We start from the raw sequence: 24,595 nt of genomic DNA, 5'->3' as shown, positions 1-24,595 counted from the left end.
ACTATGCTTATGGTTACCGAAGATGGTTATCAAAGCCTGAACAAGTCACGGAAAACGCAAAATAAATGGCCGCCGCGACCGGCCTTTGCGATTAACGTCGACGGATGGGGAACCCGAAGCGGCGCAAAAACGTTGTGCGCAACGGGTTCTCCCGTCTGCGAACTGGCGCAGCGGGAACACCGCAAAAGCAGGGGGTGATCCGCAATGGGGTCCATGATGAAAATGGCTTCTTTTTCCGCGAATGTCGTCTGCGCCGCGCTCTTTGTTGCGGCGCTGCCATCGCCATCGCAGGCGCAGGCACCGGCACCGGCGGCGCAGTTCAACGTGATCACCGATGCGGTGCTGTTCGACGGCGGCCCCTCGCTCGGCAACAGCAACAAGGTGCGGTGGGATTTCTACAAGGCGGACCGGACCGGCGCGCGCAGCGACGTCAATGCCGGCGGCTCCTATGACGCCACCTTCGAGGCGAAGCTGCCGGCCGGCAGATATGTCGGCGTGGCCGCGCTCGGCAATGTGACCCGCGAAATAGGCTTCGAGGTGAAGGAGGGAAGCGTGGCGAGGCCGAAGGTGAATTTCGACGCGGCGGAACTGACCGTCGTGCCGAAACGCAGCCCCGGCGGTGATGTGGAAAGCCAGGCGAAGACCGAAATCACCAAAGGCGATTTCAAGGACAGCGTGTACGGCCAGAATACCGTCTTCGTGCCGGCGGGCGAGATCGTTCTCAGCGGCAGCATAGGCCCGGCGCGGGCGCAGGAGACCCTTGCCGTCAAGGCCGGCGAAAAGATCAGCCACGAGCTTGTCATTCCAAGCGGCGTGGTCGTTGCGAGGGCGGTCTATGCGGCGGGCGGTAGGGCCGTCGAAACCGACGACATCCGCTTCGAGGCGATGTCGGCCAAGGAGACCCTGGACGGCACGCGCCAGACCATCAACGGCACTTACGGCACCGGCAAGACGATGGAAATGCCGGCGGGCGATTTCGTGATGCGCGCCCGCCTGGGCAAGGTGACGGTGGAGCAGCCCTTCACGGTGACGGCCGGAAAGCGCACGGAAATCACTCTTGATCTCGATGCCGGCGTTCTCGCCATCACCGCGCCGGGCGCGGAACGGATCGATATCGTCGAAACGACCAAGGACCTTCAGGGCACGCAGAAGGAGATTTCCGGCCGCTATGGCACGCAGCATCAGGAAACCCTGCATCCCGGCGATTATTCGGTGAAGGTAAGCTACGACAAGAAGTCCGGCCGTGAGCCGAAGGAGATCAAGGCTACCGTCAAGGCGGCGGAGCGGACCGAAACGGCTGTGCCGGAGTAATTGCCGCGGCTGGTTGCCTGGTCCCTCTCCCCTCATTCCTGTGCTTGTCACAGGGATGAGGGCGCGCGGAATTTAGAACATCATAATTTCCGGCCCGACGGCCCGTATTTGGGCCTGAGCATCGGGTGCATGGAGGGACGCGCCGCATCCTTCGGCACGACCCGTAACGGCGCGCCGATTTTCACGCCCGCGAACCCTGACGCCGCGATGCGGTCGCACAGCCTGATCCACTGGCAGCCGTGACAGGCCTGCCGGACGTCTCCGGCGGCGAAAGCCGCGCGCATCGTCGCAAGAAAGTCCGGCGTCGCCTGCAGCTTTTTGCCGGCCGTCAGCACCTCGCCCGACAGCGCCGAAACAGAGAGACGGGCCGTCTCGTCGCGCTGCACCACGCCCTGGTTGAAACAGTGGGCATGGCTTTCGCACAGCAGGCCTTCGCAAATATCGTCCGCCCCCTCCACCAGTTCGATATCTTCGCCCGCATTCAGCCGGGCGGCGACACGGTCGTAATTCGCAACGAAACCGGGGGTGTAGCCCTTGCCGACATAGGTCAGCATGCAGAGAAGGTGGTGGGGCCGCAGGCGGACAGTCACGCGACGCGCCGCCTATCCGACAATGGCGAAGGCGTCGCGCACCGAGCCCGAGGAGGTACGGATCGCCTTGCGGCCGATCCATTGCACATGTCCGTCGAGGATGCGCACCGCCTCTTCGGCGCGGCCGCCGCGCAGCGCGTCGATGATGGCGCGGTGGTCGGTATCGGTGCGGCGCTCCCAGCCGGCCCGCCAGGCGGAAAACAGGAAACGGGCGCTTGCCGCATGCAGGCCGTCGATCGCCTCCATCAGGCGCGGCATGTTGCAGGGCGCGGTGATAAGGCGGTGGAAGCGGCGATTGGCGTCTTCCCAGTGCTGCACGTCAACGGCGCTATCACCTTCCAGTGTCGCGGCCTCGGCCTGATCGAGAATGGCGGCGGTCATGTTGGGAATGGCGTGGCGCAGCGCCAGGACCTCAAGGGCGGCGCGCATTTCCGCCACCTCGCGCACATCCTCAAGGCCGAAATCGGCCACCCGGACACCGCGGCGCGGAATGCTGGCGGCCAGCCCCTGCGCTTCCAGCCGGCGAAACGCCTCGCGCACCGGCACATGCGAGGCGCCGAATTCGGCGGCGATATGATCCTGCCGCAGCCGTTCGCCCGGCGACAGCTCACCGCGGACAATACGGTCGGCGAGTGTCCGGCTGATGCGTGCGGCAATGGTGTCTTCGGGCGAGGTTCTTTCTGTCTTGGGCATAACTTCCCATAACGCATATGGCGCGACTGTGTGTAGCGGTTTTTGCGCGCGTCACATGCGCAAGACCGAATATTTCAAACCCGGCGGCCGCTTTCCCGTTCCGCTGCCCAGCCATGAGCCGTGCGGGACCGACCCTTGCGGGCCGGCCGGTTGAGCTTGGCGCGGACATGGTCTAAAAGCCCGGCATCACGTTCCTCCACACAAATCCGATACAGGGAGCGCCCATGAGCGGCTTCGACCTTATTATTTTCGACTGTGACGGCGTTCTGGTCGATTCCGAAATCATCGCGGCGCAGGTGGAATCCCGCCTTTTGACCGAAGCCGGTTATCCGATCTCCGTCGAGGAAATGGGCGAGCGTTTTGCCGGCATGACCTGGAAGAACATTCTTCTGCAAGTGGAGAGCGAGGCGAGCATTCCGCTTTCCGCCTCTCTGCTGGACAAATCCGAAAAGCTGCTCGACATGCGGCTGGAGCGCGACGTGAAGATCATCGAGGGCGTGAAATTCGCGCTCTCGCGCCTGACGACGCCGCGCTGCATCTGCTCCAACTCCTCCAGCCACCGTCTCGACATGATGCTGACGAAGGTCGGCCTGAAGCCCTATTTCGCGCCGCATATCTATTCCGCCAAGGACCTAGGCCCTGATCGTGTAAAGCCGAAGCCGGATATCTTCCTGCATGGCGCGGCGCAATTCGGCGTCTCGCCCGACCGCGTGGTCGTTGTCGAGGATTCCGTGCACGGCATCCACGGCGCAAGGGCCGCCGGCATGCGCGTCATCGGCTTTACCGGCGCATCCCACACCTATCCGAGCCATGCCGACCGGCTGACCGATGCCGGCGCCGAAACGGTGATTTCACGCATGCAGGACCTGCCGGCCGTGATTGCGGCGATGGCGGAGTGGGAAGGCGCTTTTTGAGTTGTGAGGAGCGTCTTGCGCTTCCGGGTCATCCTCGCCCTTGAGGCGAGGATCCATAAGCCGTCGAACTGGTGGATTCTCGGGTCAGGCCCGAGGATGACGTCGAGCGGTAGGTCGAGACCAGCGGCTGCATGAGCCGGAGCCTGCAAAAGCAGCCTCCGGTTTTTTAGTTCTCCATACGCCGGATCACCGGCGCTTGGTCTTCGCCTTGGCGCTCTCGCCGCCGAAGCCGATAAAGACGCTGACCGACCTCGGTGCGCCGCCCGGTCCATTGGGAATGGCAACGTGGTCGTTGTTGAAGATGAACTGCGTGCCGGCCGAACCGGCCGGGACATCGATGGCGAAATTGGTGGTTTCGCCGTAGACTTCGCCGTCGCCGTCCTTCACCGTCACGCGGATCGGCACGGTGACACGGCCGGGCTTGGCCATCGGACCGGGAACGAGGCGGCCCTGCGCCAGCACATTCACCGTCAGCGTCGATTCGTTTGCGGTGCACGAGCGCGTCGTATCGGAGAGCGAGACCTGATAGGCGAGTTTCTGCGGATCGTCCTTGGCGCCGCCGGCATAGACACGGTGGACGGCATTGGCGTCGAGAACCGTGACCGGCGGGCAGTTGGCCTGCACCACGGGGGTGACGGCATTGGCCTGCGCGGCCGGGGGGTTGACGGCAAGCGAGTCCGACGGATTGGAGGAATTGCATCCTGCAACGACGGCGAGAAGCGACATCGCGGCGGACAAACGCAAGAAATTCCCTGACACTCTTCTAAATCCTCTCACCTGTCCCGGAACAGAACCGGAGACGCTGTTTATTGACCTTTCACCCAGGTTGGCGATGGTCTATAGCAGCGACGCCGGAAAAAATCGATTGGCATGTTCGGTTTTGCTTGAATTTTCAGAAAAGCCCTTCATTAGCTCGCCAATCGCCTCATTCCGGTGAGACGCTGCGGAAAAGACGCCGATAACATCGGTAACGGATAAGGGACTATCTCGTGGAATATGTATCGACCAGGGGTGCGGCCCCTTCGCTTGGTTTTTGCGACGCGCTTCTGGCGGGCCTTGGCCGTGACGGCGGGCTCTACGTGCCACGCGAATGGCCTTCCATGGCGAAAAAGGAAATCCGCAACCTGCGTGGCAAGTCCTATCAGGATGTCGCCTTCGAGGTTCTCTACCGTTTCACCGGCGGCGAAATTCCGGCCGACAAGTTCAAGGCAATGATCGACGACGCTTATTCGACGTTCCGCCACCCTGCCGTCGTGCCGCTGACGCAGACCGGCCCGAACACCTTCGTTCTGGAGCTGTTCCACGGCACCACGCTCGCCTTCAAGGACGTGGCGATGCAGCTTCTGGCCCGCCTGATGGACTATACGCTCTCCGAGCGCGGCGAACGCGCCACCATCGTCGGCGCAACCTCGGGCGATACCGGCGGCGCAGCGATCGACGCCTTTGCCGGGCGCGAGCGCACCGACATCTTCATCCTCTTTCCGAACGGCAAGGTCTCTCCGGTGCAGCAGCGCCAGATGACGACCTCGACGGCTTCCAACGTGCACGCGCTGGCGATCAACGGCAATTTCGACGATTGCCAGACGCTGGTCAAAGAGATGTTCAACGACGTGAAGTTCCGCGACGGCGTGAAGCTTTCCGGCGTCAACTCCATCAACTGGGCGCGCATCATGGCGCAGGTTGTCTATTATTTCACCGCGTCGCTGTCGCTCGGCGGTCCGGACCGGAAGGTGTCCTTCACCGTTCCGACCGGCAATTTCGGCGATATCTTTGCCGGTTACGTCGCCAAGAAGATGGGCCTGCCGATCGACAAGCTGGTCATCGCCACCAATGACAACGACATTCTGGCGCGGACGCTGAAGACCGGCCGTTACGAGATGCGCGGCGTCAAGCCCACCACCTCGCCGTCGATGGACATCCAGATTTCGTCCAACTTCGAGCGGCTGCTGTTTGAAGCCTATGGCCGCGATTCCGCTGCGGTGAAGGCGTCGATGGACGGCCTCAAGCAGTCGGGCGCGTTTGAAATTCCGCCGGCGGCGCTGAAATTCATCAAGAGGGATTTCCGCGCCGGCCGCGCCACCGAAAAGCAGGTTGCGGCCACCATCCGCGATACGCTTGCAAAGACCGGCTATCTCATCGACCCGCATACGGCAACCGGTGTTTTCGTGGCGGAAAAGCACGAAAAGGCCTCAAGTCCGATGGTGGTTCTGTCGACCGCCCATCCGGCTAAATTCCCGGCCGCTGTAAAATCCGCTTGCGCAATCGACCCGGCGCTTCCAGTATGGTTAGCTGACATTATGAACCGGGAGGAGCGTTTCGACATTCTGGATGCGGAGCTTAAAGCCGTGGAAAGCTTCATCGGCAAACATGCACGCGCCGGCAAATAGAGACGCGGAAAGACGTTGAGTATGAGAGTAAATTTGACCCGGCTTTCGTCCGGGTTGACCGTTGTGACGGAAAGAATGCCGCATCTCGAAAGCGTCGCTCTTGGGGTGTGGATTAAATCCGGGTCCCGCAACGAGACGACTGCCGAACACGGCATCGCCCATCTTCTCGAACATATGGCGTTCAAGGGCACGGCGCGCCGCACCGCCCGGCAGATCGCCGAAGAAATCGAAAATGTCGGCGGCGAGGTCAACGCCGCGACATCGACGGAAACCACCTCCTACTACGCCCGCGTCCTGAAAGACCACGTCCCCCTCGCCGTCGATATCCTTGCCGACATCCTGACGGAATCGCTGTTCGACGAAGACGAGCTGGAACGGGAAAAAAACGTCATCCTCCAGGAAATCGGCGCCGCGACCGATACGCCCGACGATGTGATTTTCGACAATTTCTCCGGCGTCGCCTATCGCGACCAGACCATCGGCCGGCCGATCCTCGGCACGCCCGACACCGTGCAATCCTTCACCACCGGCCAGATCCGGCATTATCTCGCCCGCAACTACACGACGGACCGCATCTTCGTCGTCGCGGCCGGCGCTGTCGATCACGAAAGCTTCGTGAAGCAGGTGGAAGAGCGTTTCGCCTCGCTGCCGCTGGTGCCGGCGGCAACGCCGGTCATGGAAAAGGCGATCTACACCGGCGGCGAAATCCGCGAGACTCGCGACCTGATGGATGCGCAGGTGCTGCTTGGCTTCGAGGGTAAGGCCTATCACGCCCGCGATTTCTATTGTTCGCAGATTCTCGCCAATATTCTCGGCGGCGGCATGTCATCGCGCCTGTTCCAGGAAGTGCGCGAATATCGCGGCCTGTGCTATTCGGTCTATGCGTTCCACTGGGGCTTTTCCGACACCGGCATCTTCGGCGTGCATGCGGCCACCGGCGGCAACGACCTGCCGGAACTGGTTCCCGTCATTCTCGATGAGCTGCGCAAGTCCTCGCAGACCATCCATCAGGAAGAAATCGACCGCGCCCGCGCGCAAATCCGCGCGCAGCTTCTGATGGGGCAGGAAAGCCCCGCCGCCCGCGCCGGACAGATCGCCCGGCAGATGATGCTTTACGGCCGGCCCATTCCCAACGAGGAGATGATGGAGCGTCTCGGCGATATCACCCGGGAACGTCTGACCGATCTTGCGGGACGGCTGTTTTTCGATACAGTTCCGACATTGTCCGCAATTGGCCCGCTCGAGCATCTTCCGCCTCTTTCAGACGTCACTGCGGCGCTTTCCGCGCAGCAGCCCGCAAGGATAAAGGCAAACGGATAAATCACCATGAGAGCGGGGGTTGAAGGCGAAAACCGCTCTCATTTTTCGCTATCCCGCTCAAGGGTGGCGATATCTGCCGCACAGGGATCGTGAATGCTGCGTTTTCTTTCCCGACATCACGATACGCCCGAATTGCGCAGCGCCGATCATCTTCTCAGACTGCCGCGCTACAGCGATTTCAGGCAATGGCATGTGTTGCGCTCGGAAAGCCGGCAGTTTCTGCAGCCCTGGGAGCCCACATGGCGTCCGGACGAGCTGACCGAAGCCTCCTTCCGTTTGCGCGTGGTGCGCAACGGCCAGGAATTTTCCTCCGGCACGGCCGTGTCTTTCCTGCTGTTCGAGAAGGAAACGCTGCTGGTCGGCGGCATCACCATCGGTTACATCCGCCGGGGCGCCGCACAGAGCTGCATGATCGGCTACTGGATCGGCGAGCGCCACGCCGCCCAAGGCCATATGTCTGCCGCATTAAAATTGGTAATACCATACATCTTTAACGGACTTCAGTTGCACCGTATCGAGGCAGCCTGTATTCCGGAAAACTTCAAAAGCATCCGGCTTCTCGAAAATGCCGGGTTCCAGCGGGAAGGTCTCTTGCGGGAATATCTGAAAATCAATGGCCAATGGCGGGATCATATGATGTTTTCCCTTCTTGCCGACAAGCAAAGCTCCGGCGGAACGAAGTACGATACATGACCTACACTCACACTGCGCCGTGCCTTGCGAAACGTCTGGCGGCAATTGCGCTGGCTGCGCCGTTTTTCCTGCTGTTTCTGCTTTTCTCCTCCTCTTCCTACGCCTTCGAACCGGTGAAGATTTCCCGTGACGACACGGCGCTCGATCTCACCGCCACCACCGATATCTATGCCAACCAGGGCGAAGCCTTTCAGGTTTCGACCGCGCCCGGCCCCGACGGCATCCGTCGCCGCATCGAGGTGCGCGCCAGCTCCGCCGATCATCAGGGCGACTGGGCAGTCTTTGCGCTCGCCAACGTGTCGGAAGAGCAGCTGGAACGCGTGATCGTCGCGCCGCATTTCCGTCTCGTCAATTCCAAGCTGTTCTGGCCCGATCTCGGCTCGCAGCGCATCATCGCCATCACGCCGAGCGAAGGTTTCGCGCTCGACCGGCAGCCGAGCCCGGATGCGGATGTCTTCCGCATCACGCTCAATCCCGGCTCCGTCATCACCTTCGTCGCCGAGCTTTCCACGCCGCAGCTGCCGCAGCTTTATCTGTGGGAGCCGGAAGCCTACAAGGACACGATCAACGCGTTTACGCTCTATCGCGGCATCGTGCTCGGCATTGCCGGCCTGCTGGCCGTGCTGCTCACCATCCTGTTCGTGGTCAAGGGCACCTCGGTCCTGCCGGCCTCGGCCGCACTCGCATGGGCGGTGCTCGCCTATATATGCGTGGATTTCGGCTTCCTCGAAAAGCTCATCACCGTCACATCCAGCGACCAGCGAATATGGAGGGCGGGCGCCGAAGTTGCGCTCGCCTCCAGCTTCGTGGTCTTCCTCTTCACCTATCTCAATCTCAACCGATGGCATGCGCATCTGGGTTATGCGACCTTTGCCTGGGTGGTGGGACTGGCGCTGCTGTTCGGCGTGGCGATCTACGATCCTTCGGTCGCCTCCGGCATCGCGCGTGTTTCCTTCGCGCTGACGGCAACCGCCGGCATCGCGCTCATCATCTATCTCGGCTTCAACAAATATGACCGGGCCATTCTGCTCGTCCCATCCTGGGCGCTGATCCTCGTCTGGCTGTTCGGCAGCTGGCTGACGGTGACGGGGCAACTGGACAACGACATCGTGCAGCCGGCGCTCGGCGGTGGGCTGGTGCTGATCGTGCTGCTGATCGGTTTTACCGTCATCCAGCACGCCTTTGCCGGCAGCGCCTATCAGCAGGGGCTGTTCTCCGATCTCGAACGGCAGTCGCTCGCCCTGACCGGCAGCGGCGATACCGTGTGGGACTGGGATGTGACACGCGACCGCATCGTCACCACACCCGATATTTCCAACCGGCTGGGGCTGGAGCCCGGCGCCATGCATGGTGCGGCGCGCAACTGGTTGCCGCGTCTGCATCCTGACGACCGCGACCGGTTCAAGGCGACGCTCGACGTACTGCTCGATCACCGCAAGGGCCGCCTCAACCACGAATTCCGCATTCGCGCCGAAGACGGGCATTTTCACTGGCTGCAAATCCGGGCGCGGCCGGTTCTCGGCTCCAACGGCGAAATCATCCGCTGCGTCGGCACCATCACCGACATTACCGAGCAGAAGAATTCCGTCGAGCGGTTGCTGCAGGATGCGATGAACGACAATCTGACCGGGCTTCCGAACCGGCAGGTCTTCCTCGACCGCCTGCAATCGATCCTCAACCTGTCTTCCGACAGCGACGGGGTGAAGCCGACGGTGATGGCGATCGATATCGACCGCTACAAGCTGGTCAACGATACGCTCGGCATTGCTGCCGGAGACAATATCCTCATCGCGCTGACACGGCGTCTGCGCCGCCTGCTCAAACCGCAGGATACGCTGGCGCGTCTCGGTGGCGACGAATTCGGCCTGATCCTGACCTCGGAACGCGATCCGCAGCGGGTGGCCGATTTCGCCGATGCGGTGAACAAGGCGATCATGGTGCCGATCAATTTCGCCAATCGCGAAATCATCCTCACCGCCTCGATCGGCCTCGTCTCCTGGATCGACCAGCAGGAAAGTGCGGCCGGTCTGCTCAGCGACGCCGAACTGGCCATGTACCGCGCCAAGCGCGCCGGCGGCAACCGCGTCGAGCCGTTCCGTCCCGCCTTCCGCACGTCCGGCACCGACAGGCTGCAGATGGAAAGCGACCTGCGCCGCGCCATCGAACGCAAGGAACTGTCACTCGCCTATCAGCCGATCGTGAAGCTGGATGACGGCGAACTGGCCGGTTTCGAGGCGCTGATGCGCTGGGAGCATCCCAAGCGCGGCAATATTCCGCCGAGCGAGTTCATTCCGATTGCCGAGGCCTCCGGCCTCATCGAACCGCTCGGCATGTTCGCGCTGGAACGGGCGGCGACCGACCTGATGGACTGGCAGCACGCCATCGAGAAGATGCCGATCTTCATCTCCGTCAATATTTCCAGCGCACAGCTGCTGAACAACGAATTGTACAATGACGTGCGCGGCATGCTGACCCGCACCCGCTGCAATCCGCAGCAGCTGAAGCTGGAACTGACGGAATCCGTCGTCATGGAAAATCCGGAACAGGCGCGGCTGGTGCTGTCCAAGCTCAAGGAAACGGGCTTAAGCCTCGCCATGGACGATTTCGGCACCGGCTATTCCTCGCTCGCCTATCTCACCCGCTTCCCCTTCGACACGATCAAGCTCGACAAGGCGCTGGTGGCCAATACCAGCGACAAGCGCAACGTGCTCCTGCGCTCCGTCATCGCCATGGCGCGGGCGCTCGACATGCAGGTGGTGGCGGAAGGCATCGAAACGCCGGAGGACGCGGCGGAACTTTCACGGATGAACTGCCATTTCGGCCAGAGCTTCCTGTTCGGCACCCCGGTTTCCGGCGATGCGGCGCTGAAGCTTCTGCGGGAACGGTTCCAGCCGACGAAGCGGGCTTCGTGAGTGAGACGGAGTGGGGTGATACACCTTTCGACAAATGCGACGTCATCCTCGGGCGTGACCCGAGTACCTAATCACATGTCATAAATCAAACGGCGGCAGATCCTCGGGTCAAGCCAGAGGATAACGGAGGAGAGGTTGCAGCCCTCCTCGACCTCTCGAATTTTCAAAGCCGCAAGCCTACGGGCAAGGCACGTCTGCGCCGAATTCACTGAACCGCGGCAGCTTCTTGCACCGGTGTTGACGCATCCGCCGCCACCCGCCCATGCAGCAGATCGTGAACGAACTCCATCTTCGCCACCACGGGCGGCGTCAGCACGAAGGGATAGAGGTCCGCCTCCCCCATGCTGCGCTGGATGGAATTGATGGCGACGCTGAGCGGGATCCAGGCTTTGACCAGCTGCGCGGCGCTGCGGGCGTTATAGGGATCGAACGTCACCTCCGCCGCCATTTCCTCGTGTCCGTCGGGATCGATGGCGACGCCGAAGGCGCGTGCGGTCTCGAGCGTATCGACGATGTGCAGATAATGGGCGAAACATTCGGCGAAGTCTTCCCAGGGATGAACCGAGGCATAGGAGCTTATGAAGCTTTCCTGCCAGTCGGGACGCGGCCCCTGTTCGTAATTGCGTTGCAGCGCCGCGCCGTAATCCTCGCGGTCGTCACCGAAGACGGCGCGGCAGGGTTCCAACCGGTTGCCATCGCGCACCAGCTTGTTCCAGATGAAATGCCCGACCTCGTGGCGGAAATGGCCGAGCATGGTGCGGTAGGGCTCGTTCATATTGGCGCGCACCTGCTCGCGCGTCACATCGTCGGCCTCCGCCGCGCGGATGGCGATCAGGCCCTCATCATGGCCCGTCATGGCGGGGATGACCGAACCGTCCGGCGCCACCGCATCGACCAGAAAGTCGAAGACAAGGCCGCCAGCCGGATCGGCATCGCGGTTGGGATGCGGCAGGCCGAACCGCAGGATCGAATAAAACAGATGCCGCTGCGCCTGGCTGATGCGGCGCCATTGCCCGATCCCCTCTTCGGTCGCAATATCCGGCACCAGACGGTTGTGGCTGCAGGCAGGGCAAAAGGCGCTGTCGCTTTCCGCCGGCACCGACCAGTTGCAGATGTCATTCACCTCATTGGCGCAGAAGCGCACCTGCCTTTCCGGCTGGGCGACGATCTGCCAGTTGGGTTCGCCCGCGGGTGCAAGCGCTTCCATGGAAAGGCGCTCCGGTACGAAGGCCAGACGGTGGCCGCAGGAGACGCAGAAACGATTGTCGAAATGGACCGGCTGGCCGCAGGAAGCGCAGGAGAAAAGCCTCATGGATGAAACCCTTGCGATGGTTCAGTGGGGTGAAGGCAAACATACGACATCAATGTGAACGGTGTTGCGACCCGGTCGGCATGGCCGCTCAGACGACAAGAGCGCATGTGCGGTAACACATGCGCCCCAGGCGCCGCATCGTTGGAGAGGCGTACCCCTCAGGCGGGGTTACATGCGGTCGACAGCGCCCTTGACGGCGTCCTTCGCCTTGCCGACGCCGGTCTGTACCTTGCCCTTGGCTTCCTGGGCGGCACCCTTGGCGCGCAATTCATTATTGCCCGTCGCTTCGCCGACGTTCTTCTTTACCTTGCCAGCAACTTCATTGGCTTTACCGGCGATCTTGTCAGATGTGCTACCCATTTTACTGCTCCCTAGTTGAGCCGTACTGTCTGTCCGGCTTTCCGGATTAGTAACGTCAGGGGTCAGGATTTGGTTCCCGCCAAAAACGGCGGAACACGAGAGCGCTCAGGCGTGCCCGGCATCCGTGGACAGCATGCGGGCGTCAACGCCCATCAGGGCCAGCGCCCGCTCGTATTTATTGTCCAGCCCCCGGTCGAAGATCAGCTCTTCCGCGGCCGGGCAATTCAGCCAGCCATTGTTGGCGATCTCGTTTTCCAGCTGGCCGGGACCCCAGCCGGCATAACCGAGCATCATGGTGGCCCTTTGCGGGCCGCGGCCGTTGGAAATGGCGCGAACGATATCGAGCGTCGCCGTCAGAGAAATGTCATCGCTGACGGGAATGCTGGATTCACTGAGGTAGTCATCCGAATGCAGCACGAAACCTCGGCCGGATTCCACCGGGCCGCCGCATTGGATCGGAAATTCACGGGTGCGGTTGGGCAGCATGATCGCGTCGTTGCTGTCCACCAGTTTCAGATGCAGCAGAATATCGGTGAAGGTGATCTGCTGCGGCCGGTTGATGATGAAACCCATGGCGCCGGCGTCCGAATGGGCGCAGATATAGATCACCGAACGGGCAAAATTGCCGTCGTCCAGCCCCGGCATCGCGATGAGGAACTGGCCATCGAGAAAGCCACGTTCGCGTTTGTCCATCAGGGTTGAAAAGCTCACCGGCGCCTCCAGCAGACCGCATTCCGTGGTTCGACGGAAAACGGCGTTCGCACTTCGACAAAGGACAGGATGCGGCATAGCGTGCCATCAATCAACCGAAAATGATGGGCCGCACGAATTCGTAACTGGTCCGCCGGCCGATGTTGGGTTAGACGGGACATATGAGCGTCAGGATATTGTTTCGATTTTCACATCTTCCCCTTGCGGCTGCTTTTGCCGTCTTCCTCGGCGGCGCTGACGCCGCCCGGGCCGAAATTACCGACTGGGCAAGAAGCGAAGGCGGCCAGATGCGCGTGGCGAGCCTTGCCATGGATGCCGACGGAATCATACGCGGCGTGCTGCAGATCGAACCGAAGGACGGGTGGATAACCTATTGGCGCGAGCCGGGCGAAGCCGGCATACCGCCCAAGATCACCCCCGATCCGGCAAGTGGCGTGTCGCTTGCCACCATGGCCTATCCCGTTCCCAAGCTGATCGAAAACGGTGATATCACCGATATCGGCTATGACCACGCCGTCAGCCTTCCCTTTCAGCTGAAAGCCACCGACCCGGCGGCAAGCGGGACAATCGACCTCACCGCCTTCATCGGCGTGTGCCAGAATATCTGCATCCCCTTCGAGGCGACATTCTCGATCGACCGCGGCAAGGCGGGCGACGACGACCACGAGGAGCGGCGCCTGCTGGAGGAGGCGCGCGAGACGCTGCCAGAGGCGGCATCGGACGATTTCAAGGTCACCGATTTCCACATCACGCCCGACAAGACCATGCTTGGCGTGCAGCTGCAATTGCCGGAAAACGCGCCGAAGGAAACCGAAATCTTCATCGCCGGCCCTTCTGGCTTTGCCTATTACGAACCGCAGAACATGGTGCGCGACAAGCGCAAGCTCTCCTTCTACATGAACATCAAGGGCCTGCCGAAGACCTATCAGGTACAGGGCAACAGCTGGCCCATCCTGGTCAAGTCCGGCGACCGGGCAATGGAGACGGTGCTGAATTTTCCAAAGCCATAAACGGCGTTTCGGCGGTGGAATTTACGTCGAAAACCGCATGACAGATTTCATTTCCGTGCCCTATAGTCGCGCGAACCAAACGGCCATAGGAGCATGGACATGACCATCAAGATCGGCGAAAAACTGCCTTCCGCAACCTTCAAGGAAAAGACGGCCGACGGCCCGGTGGAAACCACCACCGATCAGCTTTTCGGCGGCAAGAAGGTGGTGCTTTTCGCCGTACCCGGCGCTTTCACCCCCACCTGCTCGCTGAACCACCTGCCGGGCTATCTCGAAAACCGCGACGCCATTCTCGCCAAGGGCGTGGATGACATCGCCGTCGTCGCCGTCAATGACTGGCATGTCATGGGCGCCTGGGCGCAATCTTCCGGCGGCCAGGGCAAGATCCATTTCCTTGCCGACTGGGACGCTGCCTTCACCAAGGCGCTCGGCCTCGACGCCGACCTTTCCGCCGGCGGCCTTGGCGTGCGCTCCAAGCGTTATTCGATGCTGGTCGAGGACGGCGTGGTGAAATCGCTGAATGTCGAAGAAAATCCCGGCCAGGCGACCGTCTCGGCGGCTGCGGCGATGATCGAGCAGCTTTGAGAAAATAAAAATCATCGAAGAATAAATATTTTCTCTACAGTAAAAAATTAAGCAACCCGGTGGATAACATGTCCGCCGGGATTGACGCCTCCTATAAATCCTCGCAAATTCCATCTCAAAATAAATTAAAAACTCTTTCTATATTTTTAAAAATATATCGCAGCAGTTCAAATATATAAAAATATATTTTGATATTCTAAATATGAGATGCGTGTGCAGAGACATCCATTTGTTCCGGCTGGCATTTTATGGCCGGCAGGTGATTTTCCTCTTAGCAAATTTTTTCCAACCGGATGCGAAGGGCCGCAGACGGCATCCTTCAGCCTGAGATCGCTGCTTACCGTTGAGGGCACGCGCCGGAAAATCCATTTCAACCGTGGCTCGGCTGTAGATGCGAGCCTGCCCCACCGACGTGCAGGGTGGCTTCGCGCTTTCACAAGAACCGGAACCTCGTTCAGGCGTCTTTCTGCCCTGTCGGTTCTCGTTGCAATGATGGGATCGAACGATAGGGCGAAGGCCGGGGACCCGACCGCGTCTTCATACACCCGGACACTCAGCGACAGCCCCGGTACCATCTTCCGCGGGATCAGCGCCGATGGCTCTGTCGTGGTGGGATATTCCGTGGTCGATGGCTACCAGTTCTCATTCCGATGGACCGTGTCAACCGGTGACTTTGAATATCTCAGAAACCTTCCCGGCGTCATATACTCCGGTGCCTATGACGCCAGCGCCGACGGCTCCGTCATCGTCGGACGATACGATATCGGCAGCAGCATGCGGGCATTCCGATGGACTCCAGCAAACGGCGTCATGCAGGATCTCGGCACGCTGCCCAACGCGACGGGTTCCGTCGCCAATGCCATCAGCGCCGACGGCTCCGTCGTTGTCGGCGGATCGGGCTATCACGAGACATTGCGGGCGTTCCGATGGACCGCGGCAAACGGCATGCAGAGTCTCGGCGTCCCTCCCGGAGGGACATTGCCTATCGCCTATGGTGTCAATGCCAATGGTTCGGTTATCGTCGGGGAATATTATGCCCTGGGCACGCGGGCATTCCGGTGGACCGAGACAGACGGTATCATGCGGGATCTCGGCGCGTTGCCCGGCTCAACCGGGTCCACCGCCTGGGCCGTCAGCGACGACGGCTCCGTGGTCGTCGGAGATTCCAGGTTCGCCATCGGTCCCAATTCCCATGAGTGGCGCGCCTTCCGCTGGACCGCGGCGACCGGCGCGATGGACCCCCTCGGCGCGCTTGCCGGCGGAACCGCATCCGTAGCCTATAACCTTAGCGCCGACGGTTCCGTGGTCATCGGGCAGGCGAAATCCGGCAACGGGCAGCGGGGCTTCCGCTGGACGGAGGCCACGGGCATGGTTTCCGTCGAGGACTGGCTGCGCGGCAACGGCGTCACCGTCGACGGCGATTTCACCCTCAATGCCATGGGCGTCAGCGCCGACGGCAATATCATTGTCGGCGAGACGCAAAACGGCACATCTTATATCGCGCGTGTCGTACCCGGGGAGACCGCCGCACCGCAAGAAAGCGGCTCGGCGGGAACGAACCCGCCTCAGAGTGAAAACAATCCCTCCTCCACGGCCGGCACGCCCACGCGTTCCGCCGTGTCTACCCGTTCCGGCATCATCGACCGCGATCAATATGCCCGGACGCTGGCCACAAGGCCGAATGCCGGTATCGGTCTCGATCGCGCCAATACCGTTCTCGACGGCGCCCATGGCGCGCCGATGCGCAACCTGCTGGAGCCGGGCCGGCAATCCTTTTCCATCGTCAGCGACATCGGTTATAGCGAGGGCCAAGGGTCGGCCGGCGGTTTCGGCATTGCCGACATCGGCTACGGCATCGGTCTGGAAGGCGGCGCGACCGCGCGCATGGCCTTTGGCAGCCTTTACGAGGATCGCGACATCGATACCGGCGGCGATCTCATCCATAAGGGTTTCTACATCGCCCCCGAGCTCAGCCTGCCGCTCACCGGCGGCCTTCACGCCACCATTGGCGGTTATTATGCGCCCGGCAGGGCGTCGATCGAGCGCGGCTACATGAATGGCGGGGTGATGGACTTTTCGCGCGGGGAAGCCGATCTCGACATCTGGGCGGCGAAACTGCGTCTCGACTGGCTTGACGCGCTTGCCATCGGCAACTGGAAACTGACGCCCTATGCCGGCCTGACCTATGCAAAAGCCGAGATGGCCGCTTATACGGAAACCGGCGGCGCGTTTCCGGCCCGTTTCGATGCGAACCGCGAAAAATCCACCATCATTCGCGCCGGTCTCGATGGCATAACCGATCTCGGCGGCTCGACCCGCCTGCTTGCGCGCGCCGAAGCGGCTTACCGGCTGGAAAAGGCGACAGCGGCAACCACGGGCGCCATTGAGGGGCTGATGGGATTTTCTTTTGCCGGGCAGGAAACAGACCGTTTCTGGCTGCGCGGCGGCCTTGGCGCGGAATTCGACATTGCCGGTGGAACGGCCTCGGTGAACCTCAACGTCACCACACAGGGCGATGATCCCACCGTCTGGGTTCGCACCGGGTGGAAGATCACCTTTTGACCGCCCGTCCGTTTACACGTTCATGTCAAACACCAGAAGCCCGGCCAGACCGCCATCGGTCAGCGACACCAGGCGTTCCCCCACATCCATGTGTTTGGGATGGGCGAGATAGTCGTCGCGGGCTTCCGGGCTTTCCAGCGTCACGATGAAACCGTCGACAAAACCGCCATTCAGGCCTTCCGGCGAGATATTCTGGCCGTATTTCACGTCCACGATCCCCGGTATATCGTCCTTCAGGGCCGCAATCGCCTCGAAAATCGCGTGTTTTTCAGAGGATGCCGTCGCAGCCTTGAACCGTAGAAATACACAATGCAGGATCATGAAAATGTCTCCTCCGTTGAAACGCCGCTCGGCTGTTTGACGACAAGATAAGTCGGGTTCCCGTTTTCACAACCCCCGATCGGAATGGCGCGTCGCGGCCGTCGCGCCGACCAGCCCTGCCGCAGCAAGGCAGGCTTGCGTTACCGCCTTTTGAAAGGCTCCATGCCCTTGCGCGCCAATTCGTCGGCGCGCTCATTTTCAGGATGGCCGGCATGGCCCTTGACCCAGTGCAGGGTCACCTTGTGACGCTCCTGCGCCGCCTCCAGCGCCTGCCATAACTCGACATTCTTGACCGGCTTGTTATCGGCCGTCTTCCAGCCCTTCTTTTTCCAGCCGAAAATCCACTTGGTGATACCGTCCTTCACATAGGCGCTGTCGGTGTAAAGATCGACCTCGCAAGGGCTTTTCAATGCATTGAGCGCCGAAATCGCCGCCAGCAGCTCCATGCGGTTATTGGTCGTCTCGGCTTCGCCGCCGGACAATTCCTTCTCCACCTCGCCGTAACGCAGCACGGCACCCCAGCCGCCCGGACCGGGATTACCGGAGCAGGCGCCATCGGTGAAAATATCGACGTGCTTCATTCGCCCGCCAGCCCGTATTCGGCGACGGTGGCGATTGCGCGATGGAACCGCAGCTTGCGCAGATATTCCAGCGGGTCCTTTTTCACCACCAGCGCGCCTTCCGGCGTCGTCAGCCAGTCGTAAAGCCTGGTCAGGAAGAAGCGCAGCGCCGAACCGCGCGCCAAGAGCGGCAGCGCTTCCAGCTCCGCTTCACTCAGCGGACGCACCGACTGATATCCTTCCAGCAACGCCTTGCCCTTGGTGACGTTGTAAGCGCCATCCTTTTCGAAGCACCAGGCATTGAGGCAGATCGACACGTCATAAGCGAGCAGGTCGTTGCAGGCGAAATAGAAATCGATCAGGCCGGAGAGCTCGTCGCCGAGGAAAAACACATTGTCCTGAAACAGATCCGCATGGATAACGCCGGCCGGCAGATCCTTCGGCCAATGGGCGGCGAGATAATCGATTTCCGGACGAATCTCGTCCTTCAGGCCCTTTTCCACCTCGTCGGCGCGGGCTTCGGACTTGTCCCAAAGCACCTTCCAGCCCTCGACGGAAAGCGCGTTCGGACGCCTGATCTCGAACCCCTCGCCGGCCAGATGCATGGCCGCCAGCGCCTTGCCGACCTCCCGGCAATGTCTGGCTTCCGGCTTTCTCAGCCACATGCCTTCCAGGAAGGAGATGAGCGCCGCCGGTCGGCCCGACAGTTCCCCCAGCAGTTCACCATCCCTGCGCGGCAGGGGCAAGGGGCAGGACAGGCCCTCGGCGGCCAGATGCTGCATGAGGCCGAGGAAAAACGGCAGATCGTTTTTCTCCACGCGCTTTTCATAAAGCGTCAGGATCAGCGGCTCCTGGGTGGTGTGCAGCAGGAAATTGGAGTTTTCGACGCCTTCGGCAATGCCCTTGTAAGAGGTGAGGCTGCCGGTGTCGTACTGCGTGAGGAAATTCCTCAGATCATCTTCGGTGATGTCCGTATAAACTGCCAATTTCAAATCTCTTGATGAAGGATGGAGTGGAAATCTTGGATGAGGACGACACTGGCGAGGCGAAAAACGCCCACATCAGCGCCATCCCGTTTCAGATGCCGGCGGCGGCTTTCGGCGGCAGGGCGTTGCTGGCATTGCCGTTGACGAAAGCCATGTCGTCCGTCGTCAGCTCGATGCTGCGCAGCTCGCGATTGACGAGGAAATGTTCCGTTTCCTCAACCGTCACGGCAAGATCGAGCGTGGTATCGAAACGCGCCTTGAAGGCCTCGATGATCTCATCAACGATGACCTCGGGCGCCGAAGCCCCGGCCGAAAGGCCAACGGTGCGGATATCACCGATTTCGTTCCAGTCAATTTCCGAGGCCCGCTGCACCAGCACGGAGCGCTTGGCGCCGGCGCGCAGCGCCACTTCCACCAGCCGCTTGGAATTGGAGGAATTGGGTGCGCCGACCACGATGAACAGGTCACAGCCGGGGGCCGCCTGTTTCACCGCATCCTGTCGGTTGGTGGTTGCGTAACAGATGCTGTCGGCGGCGGGCGCCTGAATGGCGGGAAAACGTTCCTGAAGCCTGGCGATGACACCGGCGGTATCATCGACCGACAGCGTCGTCTGGGTGACGAAACCGAGATTTTCGCGGTCCACGGGTTCATATGTGCCGGCATCTTCCACCGTTTCGATGAGCGAGACGGTTCCTTCTGGCAGCTGGCCCATGGTGCCGATGACTTCCGGATGGCCGGCATGGCCGATCAGCACCACATGGCGGCCAAGGCGCTGGTGGCGCATGGCCTGCTTGTGAACCTTGGAGACCAGCGGGCATGTGGCATCGAGATAAAACAGGTTGCGCGCCTGCGCATCCTCCGGCACGGATTTCGGCACGCCATGGGCGGAAAAGACCACCGGCTGTTCGCGGTGCTCGGCGGGAATTTCGTGCAGCTCCTCGACAAAAACCGCGCCCTTGGCTTCAAGCCCTTCCACGACATAACGGTTATGTACGATTTCATGGCGGACATAGACCGGCGCGCCATAGGCCTTCAGCGCCAGCACGACGATCTGGATCGCCCTGTCCACGCCCGCGCAAAAGCCGCGCGGTCCGCACAGCCTTATCGTCAAAGGGGGTTTGGAAACGGCGATGTTCATTCCAGCTCCTTGGCGTGCTTCTCGGCCTTGCCCGATAACCTGCCTTACCGGACGGCGCGCGCTTTATTCACCCTGCGCCCTGCCGTTCCGGAAATAGGCAAAACCGGCGACGATGACAAGGGCCGCCGCCAAGCCATACCACGTTATCGCATATTGCAGGTGATTGTTGGGCAAATCTATCAACGTCACGCCGCCCTGCGGCCAGCCGCCCGGATTTGGCGCATTATCAGCATCCACGAAGAGATTGACCAGCCGGTCGGGCGGGATATCGGCACTGGATGCCATCGCCGCCTGATCCTTCCAGTAAAAGATGTTCTTGGCGATATCATTGTCCGGCAGCAGCGAGGACGGTTTTGCAACCAGGGGCGCGCGGGCCAGCCCTGTTATCGTGACCTCGCCGGAAACCTGCCCGTCAGGCCGTTTGGCCGGATCTTTCAGCTCGAAGGGCACGAAGCCGCGATTGACGAAAAGGATGCGGCCATCGGCAAGCGTCAGCGGCGTATAGATGTAATAACCGGTCTGGCCCTGATGGGTGGCGAAGAAATGCCGCTCACGGGCATGATCGAAAACCCCGGAAAGGTTGACCCTGCGATATTCGATATCGCCGCCGCTTTTCGCCATCGCCTCGATATCGGCAAGCGTGGCCGGGCTGGCGCTGCGCCGCTCCTCGATATCGGCCAGCAGGGCCTCTTTCCAGTAAAGCCGCTTCACCTGCCAGGTGCCGAGCCCGAGAAGGATGGCCAGCGCCAGGAGCACCAGCGGCGCGGCGAACCACACCCGCCTTTCCGCCGCCTTCATGTGGGACACGTCATTCACGATCAAGCCTGCCTTCACTTGCATTGTTGCGGTACTGCAGCGCAATCATGATTCCTTTCAGCTTGCGCAGCAGCACGAGGGAAACAATTACCGTGAACGGCAACCACAGCATGACATGCACCCAGACGGGCGGGGCAAAACGCTGATCGACCCAGAGCGCCAGCCCGACGACCAGAAAACCGACGATCAGCATGACGAAGACGGCCGGACCATCGCCCGCATCGGCAAAGCCGTAATCCAGCCCGCAGGCGCTGCAAGCCGGCTTCGGGGTCAGGAAACCGTCGAAAAGCCGGCCATTGCCGCAACGCGGGCAGCAGCCTTTGAGGCCCACCTTGATGGGGTCGACCGGTGCGAAATTGCTGTTTGATGGTTCAGACATGGCGACCTCCCGCTTCAGCTTGCAAAACTCCCTGCTGGAGAGGGCTTCAAGCACGAGGGGCGGCATCGCCGCCCGTGAAGTGTTGACGAAGGACTAACCTCCCTCCTCCGTCATCCTCGGGCCTGGCCCGAGGATCCAGATTGACGGCGCAGCGACACTCCGGGCAAGAACCCGAAGACGACGCAAGGCGTACCGGACGCCGTCCCGATCTCCGGGCGGCGGGCAGCGGGCGCCGCCCTTCCGCGGCCCGATCGGTTAGCCGTGCACCGGCGCGCCCCAGCCACCCCAGATATAGATGGCGAAGAACAGGAACAGCCAGACGACGTCGACGAAATGCCAGTACCAGGCAGCCGCCTCGAAACCGAAATGCTGCTTGGGCGTGAAACCGCCGGCAATGGCGCGGAACAGGCAGACCAGCAGGAAGACCGTGCCGACGAAGACGTGGAAACCGTGGAAACCGGTGGCCATGAAGAAGGTCGCGCCATAGATGGAGTTCTTGAAGTCGAACGGCGCGTGAACGTATTCGTAAACCTGCACGGTGGAGAACAGGACACCGAGGGCGACGGTGAGCGCCAGGCCGGTGATCAGGCCCTTGCGGTCATTATGCAGCAGGGCGTGATGCGCCCAGGTGACGCAGGTGCCCGACAGAAGCAGGATGACGGTGTTGTAAAGCGGCAGGTGCCACGGATCGATGACCTCGATGCCCTTGGGCGGCCATTGCCCGCCGGTATATTCAAGGCGGGAGGCCTGAATGGCTTCGTGCGGATAAAGGCTGGCGTCGAAATAGGCCCAGAACCACGCCACGAAGAACATCACCTCCGAGGCGATGAACATGATCATGCCGTAACGCAGGTGCAGCGAAACCACCCGGGTGTGGCTGCCCTCATTGGCTTCCTTGATCGTATCCGCCCACCACGCATACATGGTGTAGAGCACGATGACGAGGCCGATATAAAACAGCCAGGGATTGGCGAGTTCCGCACCGAACAGCTTGAAGGAGCCGCCCGACAGGTAACGCATGTAACAGACGCCGCCAAAGGTCAGGATGAAGGCGCCGATCGAGGCCAGAAGCGGCCACGGGCTTGGATCGATGATGTGATAATCGTGGTTCTTCTGATGCGTATCTGCCATTGCGACAATCCCCGAATGTCTCTTCCCTGACCCGGCCTCACGAAAAAGGCCAGGTCTCCTCTCACAATTTGCTTTCGCCAGATTCAGTCTTTACCGGCAAGGACGCAACCGGTTTTTCGGTTTTGGCCGGATAAAACGTATAGGACAGCGTCAAAGTATGAATGCTCTTGGTTTCGCGCGCCGTGGCGATGTCGGGGTCGACAAAGAAAACCACTGGCATTTCCAGCGTTTCGCCCGGCTGCAGCGTCGTCTCGGTGAAGCAGAAACACTCCACCTTGTTGAAATAGGCGCCCGCCTCCATCGGCGTGACGTTGAAGACCGCCGTGCCCGTGGTCGCGACTGCGGAGCGGTTGGTCGCCTTGAAGGTGACCTGCACCGTCTCGCCGATCTTCGGCGTGACCTTCTTGTCGACCGGGCGGAAATCCCAGTTGAGGCCATTCGACGTATTGGCGTCGAAGGTGACGTTGATGGTCTTGTCGAGAATGACGTCGGAATATTGCTCGACGCGCTGGGTCGTGCCGTTATAGCCGGTGACGCGGCAAAACAGGGTGTAGAGCGGAACGGCGGCATAGGCCATGCCGATCATGCCGCAGAAAAACACGAGACAGAGCACGAGGATGGAGCGATTGCTCACCCGCTGCTTGCCGGTCCCTGCCGTCTGCGTTTCCATATTCGCCATGTCCTCCTCCTCTCCCCCTCAATCAGCCCGTCAATGCGAGCCGATCTTGATGATGGTGATGATATAGAACAGCACCACCAGACCGGCGAGCAGGACGCCGAGCGCAATGTTGCGCCCGCGTCTCGATTTTTTCTGCGCCGCGCTCAGTTCCACCGTTTCCATCACAGAACTCCCGAAATCGCGGCCTTCAGGGCCGGCGCGAAATGATCGGCCAGAAGGCCGGAGAAAATCGCAAAAAGATAAAGCACCGAATAGGCAAACATCTTCTTGGCGGGCAGCATCTTCTCGTCCCCTTCGGGCATGCGCCGGACATCGAAGGAACAGTAAACGAAGATCGCGCTCAGGACAGCGGCGAAAATGCCGTAACCGGCGCTCGCCAGACCGGTGAACCAGGGGGCGACGGCCGCCGCCGCGGTGAGAATGGCGTAGACGATCATCTGGTTCTTGGTCGAGCGTTCGCCCGCCACATTCGGCATCATCGGAATGCCGACGGCGCCGTAATCGCGCATCTTGAACAGCGCCAAGGCCCAGAAATGCGCCGGCGTCCAGAGAAAGATGATGAGGAAGAGGATGATGCTGTCCAGCGAAACGCCGCCGGTGACGCAGGCCCAGCCGAGCATGGGCGGGAAGGCGCCGGCAGCACCGCCGATGACGATGTTCTGCGGCGTCGAGCGCTTCAGCCACATCGTATAGATGACCGCGTAAAAGAAGATGGTGAAGGCGAGCAGCCCGGCGGAGAACCAGTTGACCGCGAGCCCGAGGATGACCACCGAAAAGGCCGACAGGGTGAGCCCGAAGGCCAAAGCCTCGCGCGGCGCGACGCGGCCGGACGGGATCGGCCGCCTGGCGGTGCGGCTCATCACGGCGTCGATATCGGCATCGTACCACATGTTGAGCGCGCCGGACGCGCCGGCGCCGACGGCGATGCAGAGGATCGCGATGATGCCGAGAACCGGGTTGATTTCCCCCGGCGCCAGCACGAGACCCGCAAAGGCGGTGAAGACGACGAGCGACATGACGCGCGGTTTCAGCAATTCGAAATAATCGCGTGCGCCTGCCTCCGACAGTTCGGAGCTTTCTGCACCCAGCATTTCGCGATTGTCGATAACGGTCATTTCCTGTCCTGTTTTCCTGCAGATGCCACTTGCCGCGACATCCCTTGCACCGGGCCGAAAAACGAATGCGCTTTCCGGCATGCGCGATGCGTCAATTCATTGGGTCCGAA

The 24,595-nt window shown here is 61.2% G+C and carries 25 protein-coding genes; 9 read left to right on the top strand and 16 right to left on the bottom strand.

Features of this window, described 5'->3' with window-relative positions:
* Positions 1-204: 204 nt before the first annotated feature.
* Complete coding sequence (locus tag ACI2KA_RS07880; protein ID WP_404500808.1) at positions 205-1,311, top strand: hypothetical protein; 1,107 nt, start codon at positions 205-207, stop codon at positions 1,309-1,311.
* Between the two features lie 80 nt (positions 1,312-1,391).
* Here the strand turns inward: ACI2KA_RS07880 and ACI2KA_RS07875 are convergent, their stop codons facing one another.
* Positions 1,392-1,865 (bottom strand): DUF1284 domain-containing protein, encoded by a 474-nt coding sequence (locus ACI2KA_RS07875; protein WP_404501206.1) that lies wholly within the window; start codon positions 1,863-1,865, stop codon positions 1,392-1,394.
* A gap of 48 nt (positions 1,866-1,913) precedes the next feature.
* Positions 1,914-2,594, bottom strand: coding sequence for a GntR family transcriptional regulator (locus tag ACI2KA_RS07870; RefSeq protein ID WP_404500806.1), 681 nt, complete (start codon positions 2,592-2,594; stop codon positions 1,914-1,916).
* Between the two features lie 224 nt (positions 2,595-2,818).
* Between ACI2KA_RS07870 and ACI2KA_RS07865 the strand changes: the two genes are divergently transcribed.
* Positions 2,819-3,508 carry an HAD family hydrolase gene (locus ACI2KA_RS07865; protein WP_065115063.1) on the top strand — a complete coding sequence of 230 codons (690 nt, stop codon included), beginning with the start codon at positions 2,819-2,821 and terminating at the stop codon, positions 3,506-3,508.
* 186 nt (positions 3,509-3,694) lie between these two features.
* Here ACI2KA_RS07865 and ACI2KA_RS07860 read toward each other — a convergent pair whose 3' ends face one another.
* The gene (locus ACI2KA_RS07860) at positions 3,695-4,234 is read right to left on the bottom strand and encodes a PilZ domain-containing protein (protein WP_404501204.1); all 540 of its coding nucleotides are present in this window, start codon (positions 4,232-4,234) and stop codon (positions 3,695-3,697) included.
* A gap of 263 nt (positions 4,235-4,497) precedes the next feature.
* Here ACI2KA_RS07860 and thrC point away from each other — a divergent pair, with 263 nt between their 5' ends.
* From thrC to ACI2KA_RS07840, 4 genes are all read left to right on the top strand, one after another.
* Positions 4,498-5,895: a threonine synthase gene (thrC, locus tag ACI2KA_RS07855; protein ID WP_404500803.1), complete on the top strand. Its 1,398-nt coding sequence runs from the start codon at positions 4,498-4,500 to the stop codon at positions 5,893-5,895.
* A 21-nt stretch (positions 5,896-5,916) separates the two neighbouring features.
* Positions 5,917-7,215 (top strand): M16 family metallopeptidase, encoded by a 1,299-nt coding sequence (locus tag ACI2KA_RS07850; RefSeq protein WP_404500801.1) that lies wholly within the window; start codon positions 5,917-5,919, stop codon positions 7,213-7,215.
* Between the two features lie 93 nt (positions 7,216-7,308).
* A complete protein-coding gene (locus ACI2KA_RS07845; protein ID WP_404500799.1) occupies positions 7,309-7,908 on the top strand; it encodes a GNAT family N-acetyltransferase in 600 nt (199 codons plus the stop codon).
* Positions 7,905-10,820 carry an EAL domain-containing protein gene (locus ACI2KA_RS07840; RefSeq protein WP_404500797.1) on the top strand — a complete coding sequence of 972 codons (2,916 nt, stop codon included), beginning with the start codon at positions 7,905-7,907 and terminating at the stop codon, positions 10,818-10,820. Before ACI2KA_RS07845 ends, ACI2KA_RS07840 begins: the two co-directional genes overlap by 4 nt.
* A gap of 205 nt (positions 10,821-11,025) precedes the next feature.
* Here ACI2KA_RS07840 and ACI2KA_RS07835 read toward each other — a convergent pair whose 3' ends face one another.
* The 3 genes from ACI2KA_RS07835 to ACI2KA_RS07825 all read right to left on the bottom strand — a co-directional run bounded on the left by ACI2KA_RS07835 (position 11,026) and on the right by ACI2KA_RS07825 (position 13,203).
* Positions 11,026-12,132, bottom strand: a complete 1,107-nt coding sequence (locus ACI2KA_RS07835; protein WP_404500796.1) for a putative zinc-binding metallopeptidase — start codon at positions 12,130-12,132, stop codon at positions 11,026-11,028.
* A gap of 168 nt (positions 12,133-12,300) precedes the next feature.
* Positions 12,301-12,492 carry a CsbD family protein gene (locus tag ACI2KA_RS07830; RefSeq protein ID WP_404500794.1) on the bottom strand — a complete coding sequence of 64 codons (192 nt, stop codon included), beginning with the start codon at positions 12,490-12,492 and terminating at the stop codon, positions 12,301-12,303.
* Positions 12,493-12,597: 105 nt separating this feature from the next.
* Positions 12,598-13,203: a YqgE/AlgH family protein gene (locus ACI2KA_RS07825; RefSeq protein WP_003521117.1), complete on the bottom strand. Its 606-nt coding sequence runs from the start codon at positions 13,201-13,203 to the stop codon at positions 12,598-12,600.
* Between the two features lie 161 nt (positions 13,204-13,364).
* Between ACI2KA_RS07825 and ACI2KA_RS07820 the strand changes: the two genes are divergently transcribed.
* The 3 genes from ACI2KA_RS07820 (at position 13,365) to ACI2KA_RS07810 (ending at position 17,360) form a co-directional block, all read left to right on the top strand.
* Complete coding sequence (locus ACI2KA_RS07820) at positions 13,365-14,213, top strand: protein-disulfide reductase DsbD domain-containing protein (protein WP_404500792.1); 849 nt, start codon at positions 13,365-13,367, stop codon at positions 14,211-14,213.
* Between the two features lie 99 nt (positions 14,214-14,312).
* Positions 14,313-14,798 (top strand): peroxiredoxin, encoded by a 486-nt coding sequence (locus ACI2KA_RS07815; protein WP_404500790.1) that lies wholly within the window; start codon positions 14,313-14,315, stop codon positions 14,796-14,798.
* A gap of 657 nt (positions 14,799-15,455) precedes the next feature.
* Positions 15,456-17,360: an autotransporter domain-containing protein gene (locus ACI2KA_RS07810; protein ID WP_404500788.1), complete on the top strand. Its 1,905-nt coding sequence runs from the start codon at positions 15,456-15,458 to the stop codon at positions 17,358-17,360.
* A 12-nt stretch (positions 17,361-17,372) separates the two neighbouring features.
* Here ACI2KA_RS07810 and ACI2KA_RS07805 read toward each other — a convergent pair whose 3' ends face one another.
* The 10 genes from ACI2KA_RS07805 to ACI2KA_RS07760 form a co-directional block, all read right to left on the bottom strand.
* Positions 17,373-17,681, bottom strand: a complete 309-nt coding sequence (locus ACI2KA_RS07805) for a Dabb family protein (protein ID WP_404500786.1) — start codon at positions 17,679-17,681, stop codon at positions 17,373-17,375.
* A gap of 140 nt (positions 17,682-17,821) precedes the next feature.
* The gene (gene rnhA / locus ACI2KA_RS07800) at positions 17,822-18,262 is read right to left on the bottom strand and encodes a ribonuclease HI (RefSeq protein ID WP_003494262.1); all 441 of its coding nucleotides are present in this window, start codon (positions 18,260-18,262) and stop codon (positions 17,822-17,824) included.
* Complete coding sequence (locus ACI2KA_RS07795) at positions 18,259-19,227, bottom strand: homoserine kinase (RefSeq protein WP_404500783.1); 969 nt, start codon at positions 19,225-19,227, stop codon at positions 18,259-18,261. Before ACI2KA_RS07795 ends, rnhA begins: the two co-directional genes overlap by 4 nt.
* A 91-nt stretch (positions 19,228-19,318) precedes the next feature.
* Entirely contained in the window at positions 19,319-20,365 is a 1,047-nt protein-coding gene (gene ispH / locus ACI2KA_RS07790) for a 4-hydroxy-3-methylbut-2-enyl diphosphate reductase (protein WP_404500781.1), read from the bottom strand.
* A gap of 63 nt (positions 20,366-20,428) precedes the next feature.
* A complete protein-coding gene (locus tag ACI2KA_RS07785; RefSeq protein WP_404501202.1) occupies positions 20,429-21,163 on the bottom strand; it encodes an SURF1 family protein in 735 nt (244 codons plus the stop codon).
* Positions 21,164-21,173: 10 nt separating this feature from the next.
* A complete protein-coding gene (locus ACI2KA_RS07780; protein ID WP_404500779.1) occupies positions 21,174-21,560 on the bottom strand; it encodes a DUF983 domain-containing protein in 387 nt (128 codons plus the stop codon).
* 255 nt (positions 21,561-21,815) lie between these two features.
* The gene (locus ACI2KA_RS07775; protein ID WP_404500777.1) at positions 21,816-22,691 is read right to left on the bottom strand and encodes a cytochrome c oxidase subunit 3; all 876 of its coding nucleotides are present in this window, start codon (positions 22,689-22,691) and stop codon (positions 21,816-21,818) included.
* A gap of 61 nt (positions 22,692-22,752) precedes the next feature.
* A complete protein-coding gene (locus ACI2KA_RS07770; protein ID WP_404500775.1) occupies positions 22,753-23,370 on the bottom strand; it encodes a cytochrome c oxidase assembly protein in 618 nt (205 codons plus the stop codon).
* Positions 23,371-23,400: 30 nt separating this feature from the next.
* On the bottom strand, positions 23,401-23,532 hold the full coding sequence (locus ACI2KA_RS07765) for a hypothetical protein (protein WP_003521105.1): 132 nt from the start codon (positions 23,530-23,532) through the stop codon (positions 23,401-23,403).
* Complete coding sequence (locus ACI2KA_RS07760; RefSeq protein ID WP_404500773.1) at positions 23,532-24,485, bottom strand: heme o synthase; 954 nt, start codon at positions 24,483-24,485, stop codon at positions 23,532-23,534. The genes ACI2KA_RS07765 and ACI2KA_RS07760 overlap by 1 nt, the downstream gene beginning before the upstream one ends.
* Positions 24,486-24,595: the final 110 nt, after the last annotated feature.

This window comes from Agrobacterium sp. NPDC089420 (assembly GCF_044900305.1).
Lineage (GTDB): Bacteria > Pseudomonadota > Alphaproteobacteria > Rhizobiales > Rhizobiaceae > Agrobacterium.
This window is presented reverse-complemented; position numbering and strand designations above follow the sequence as displayed.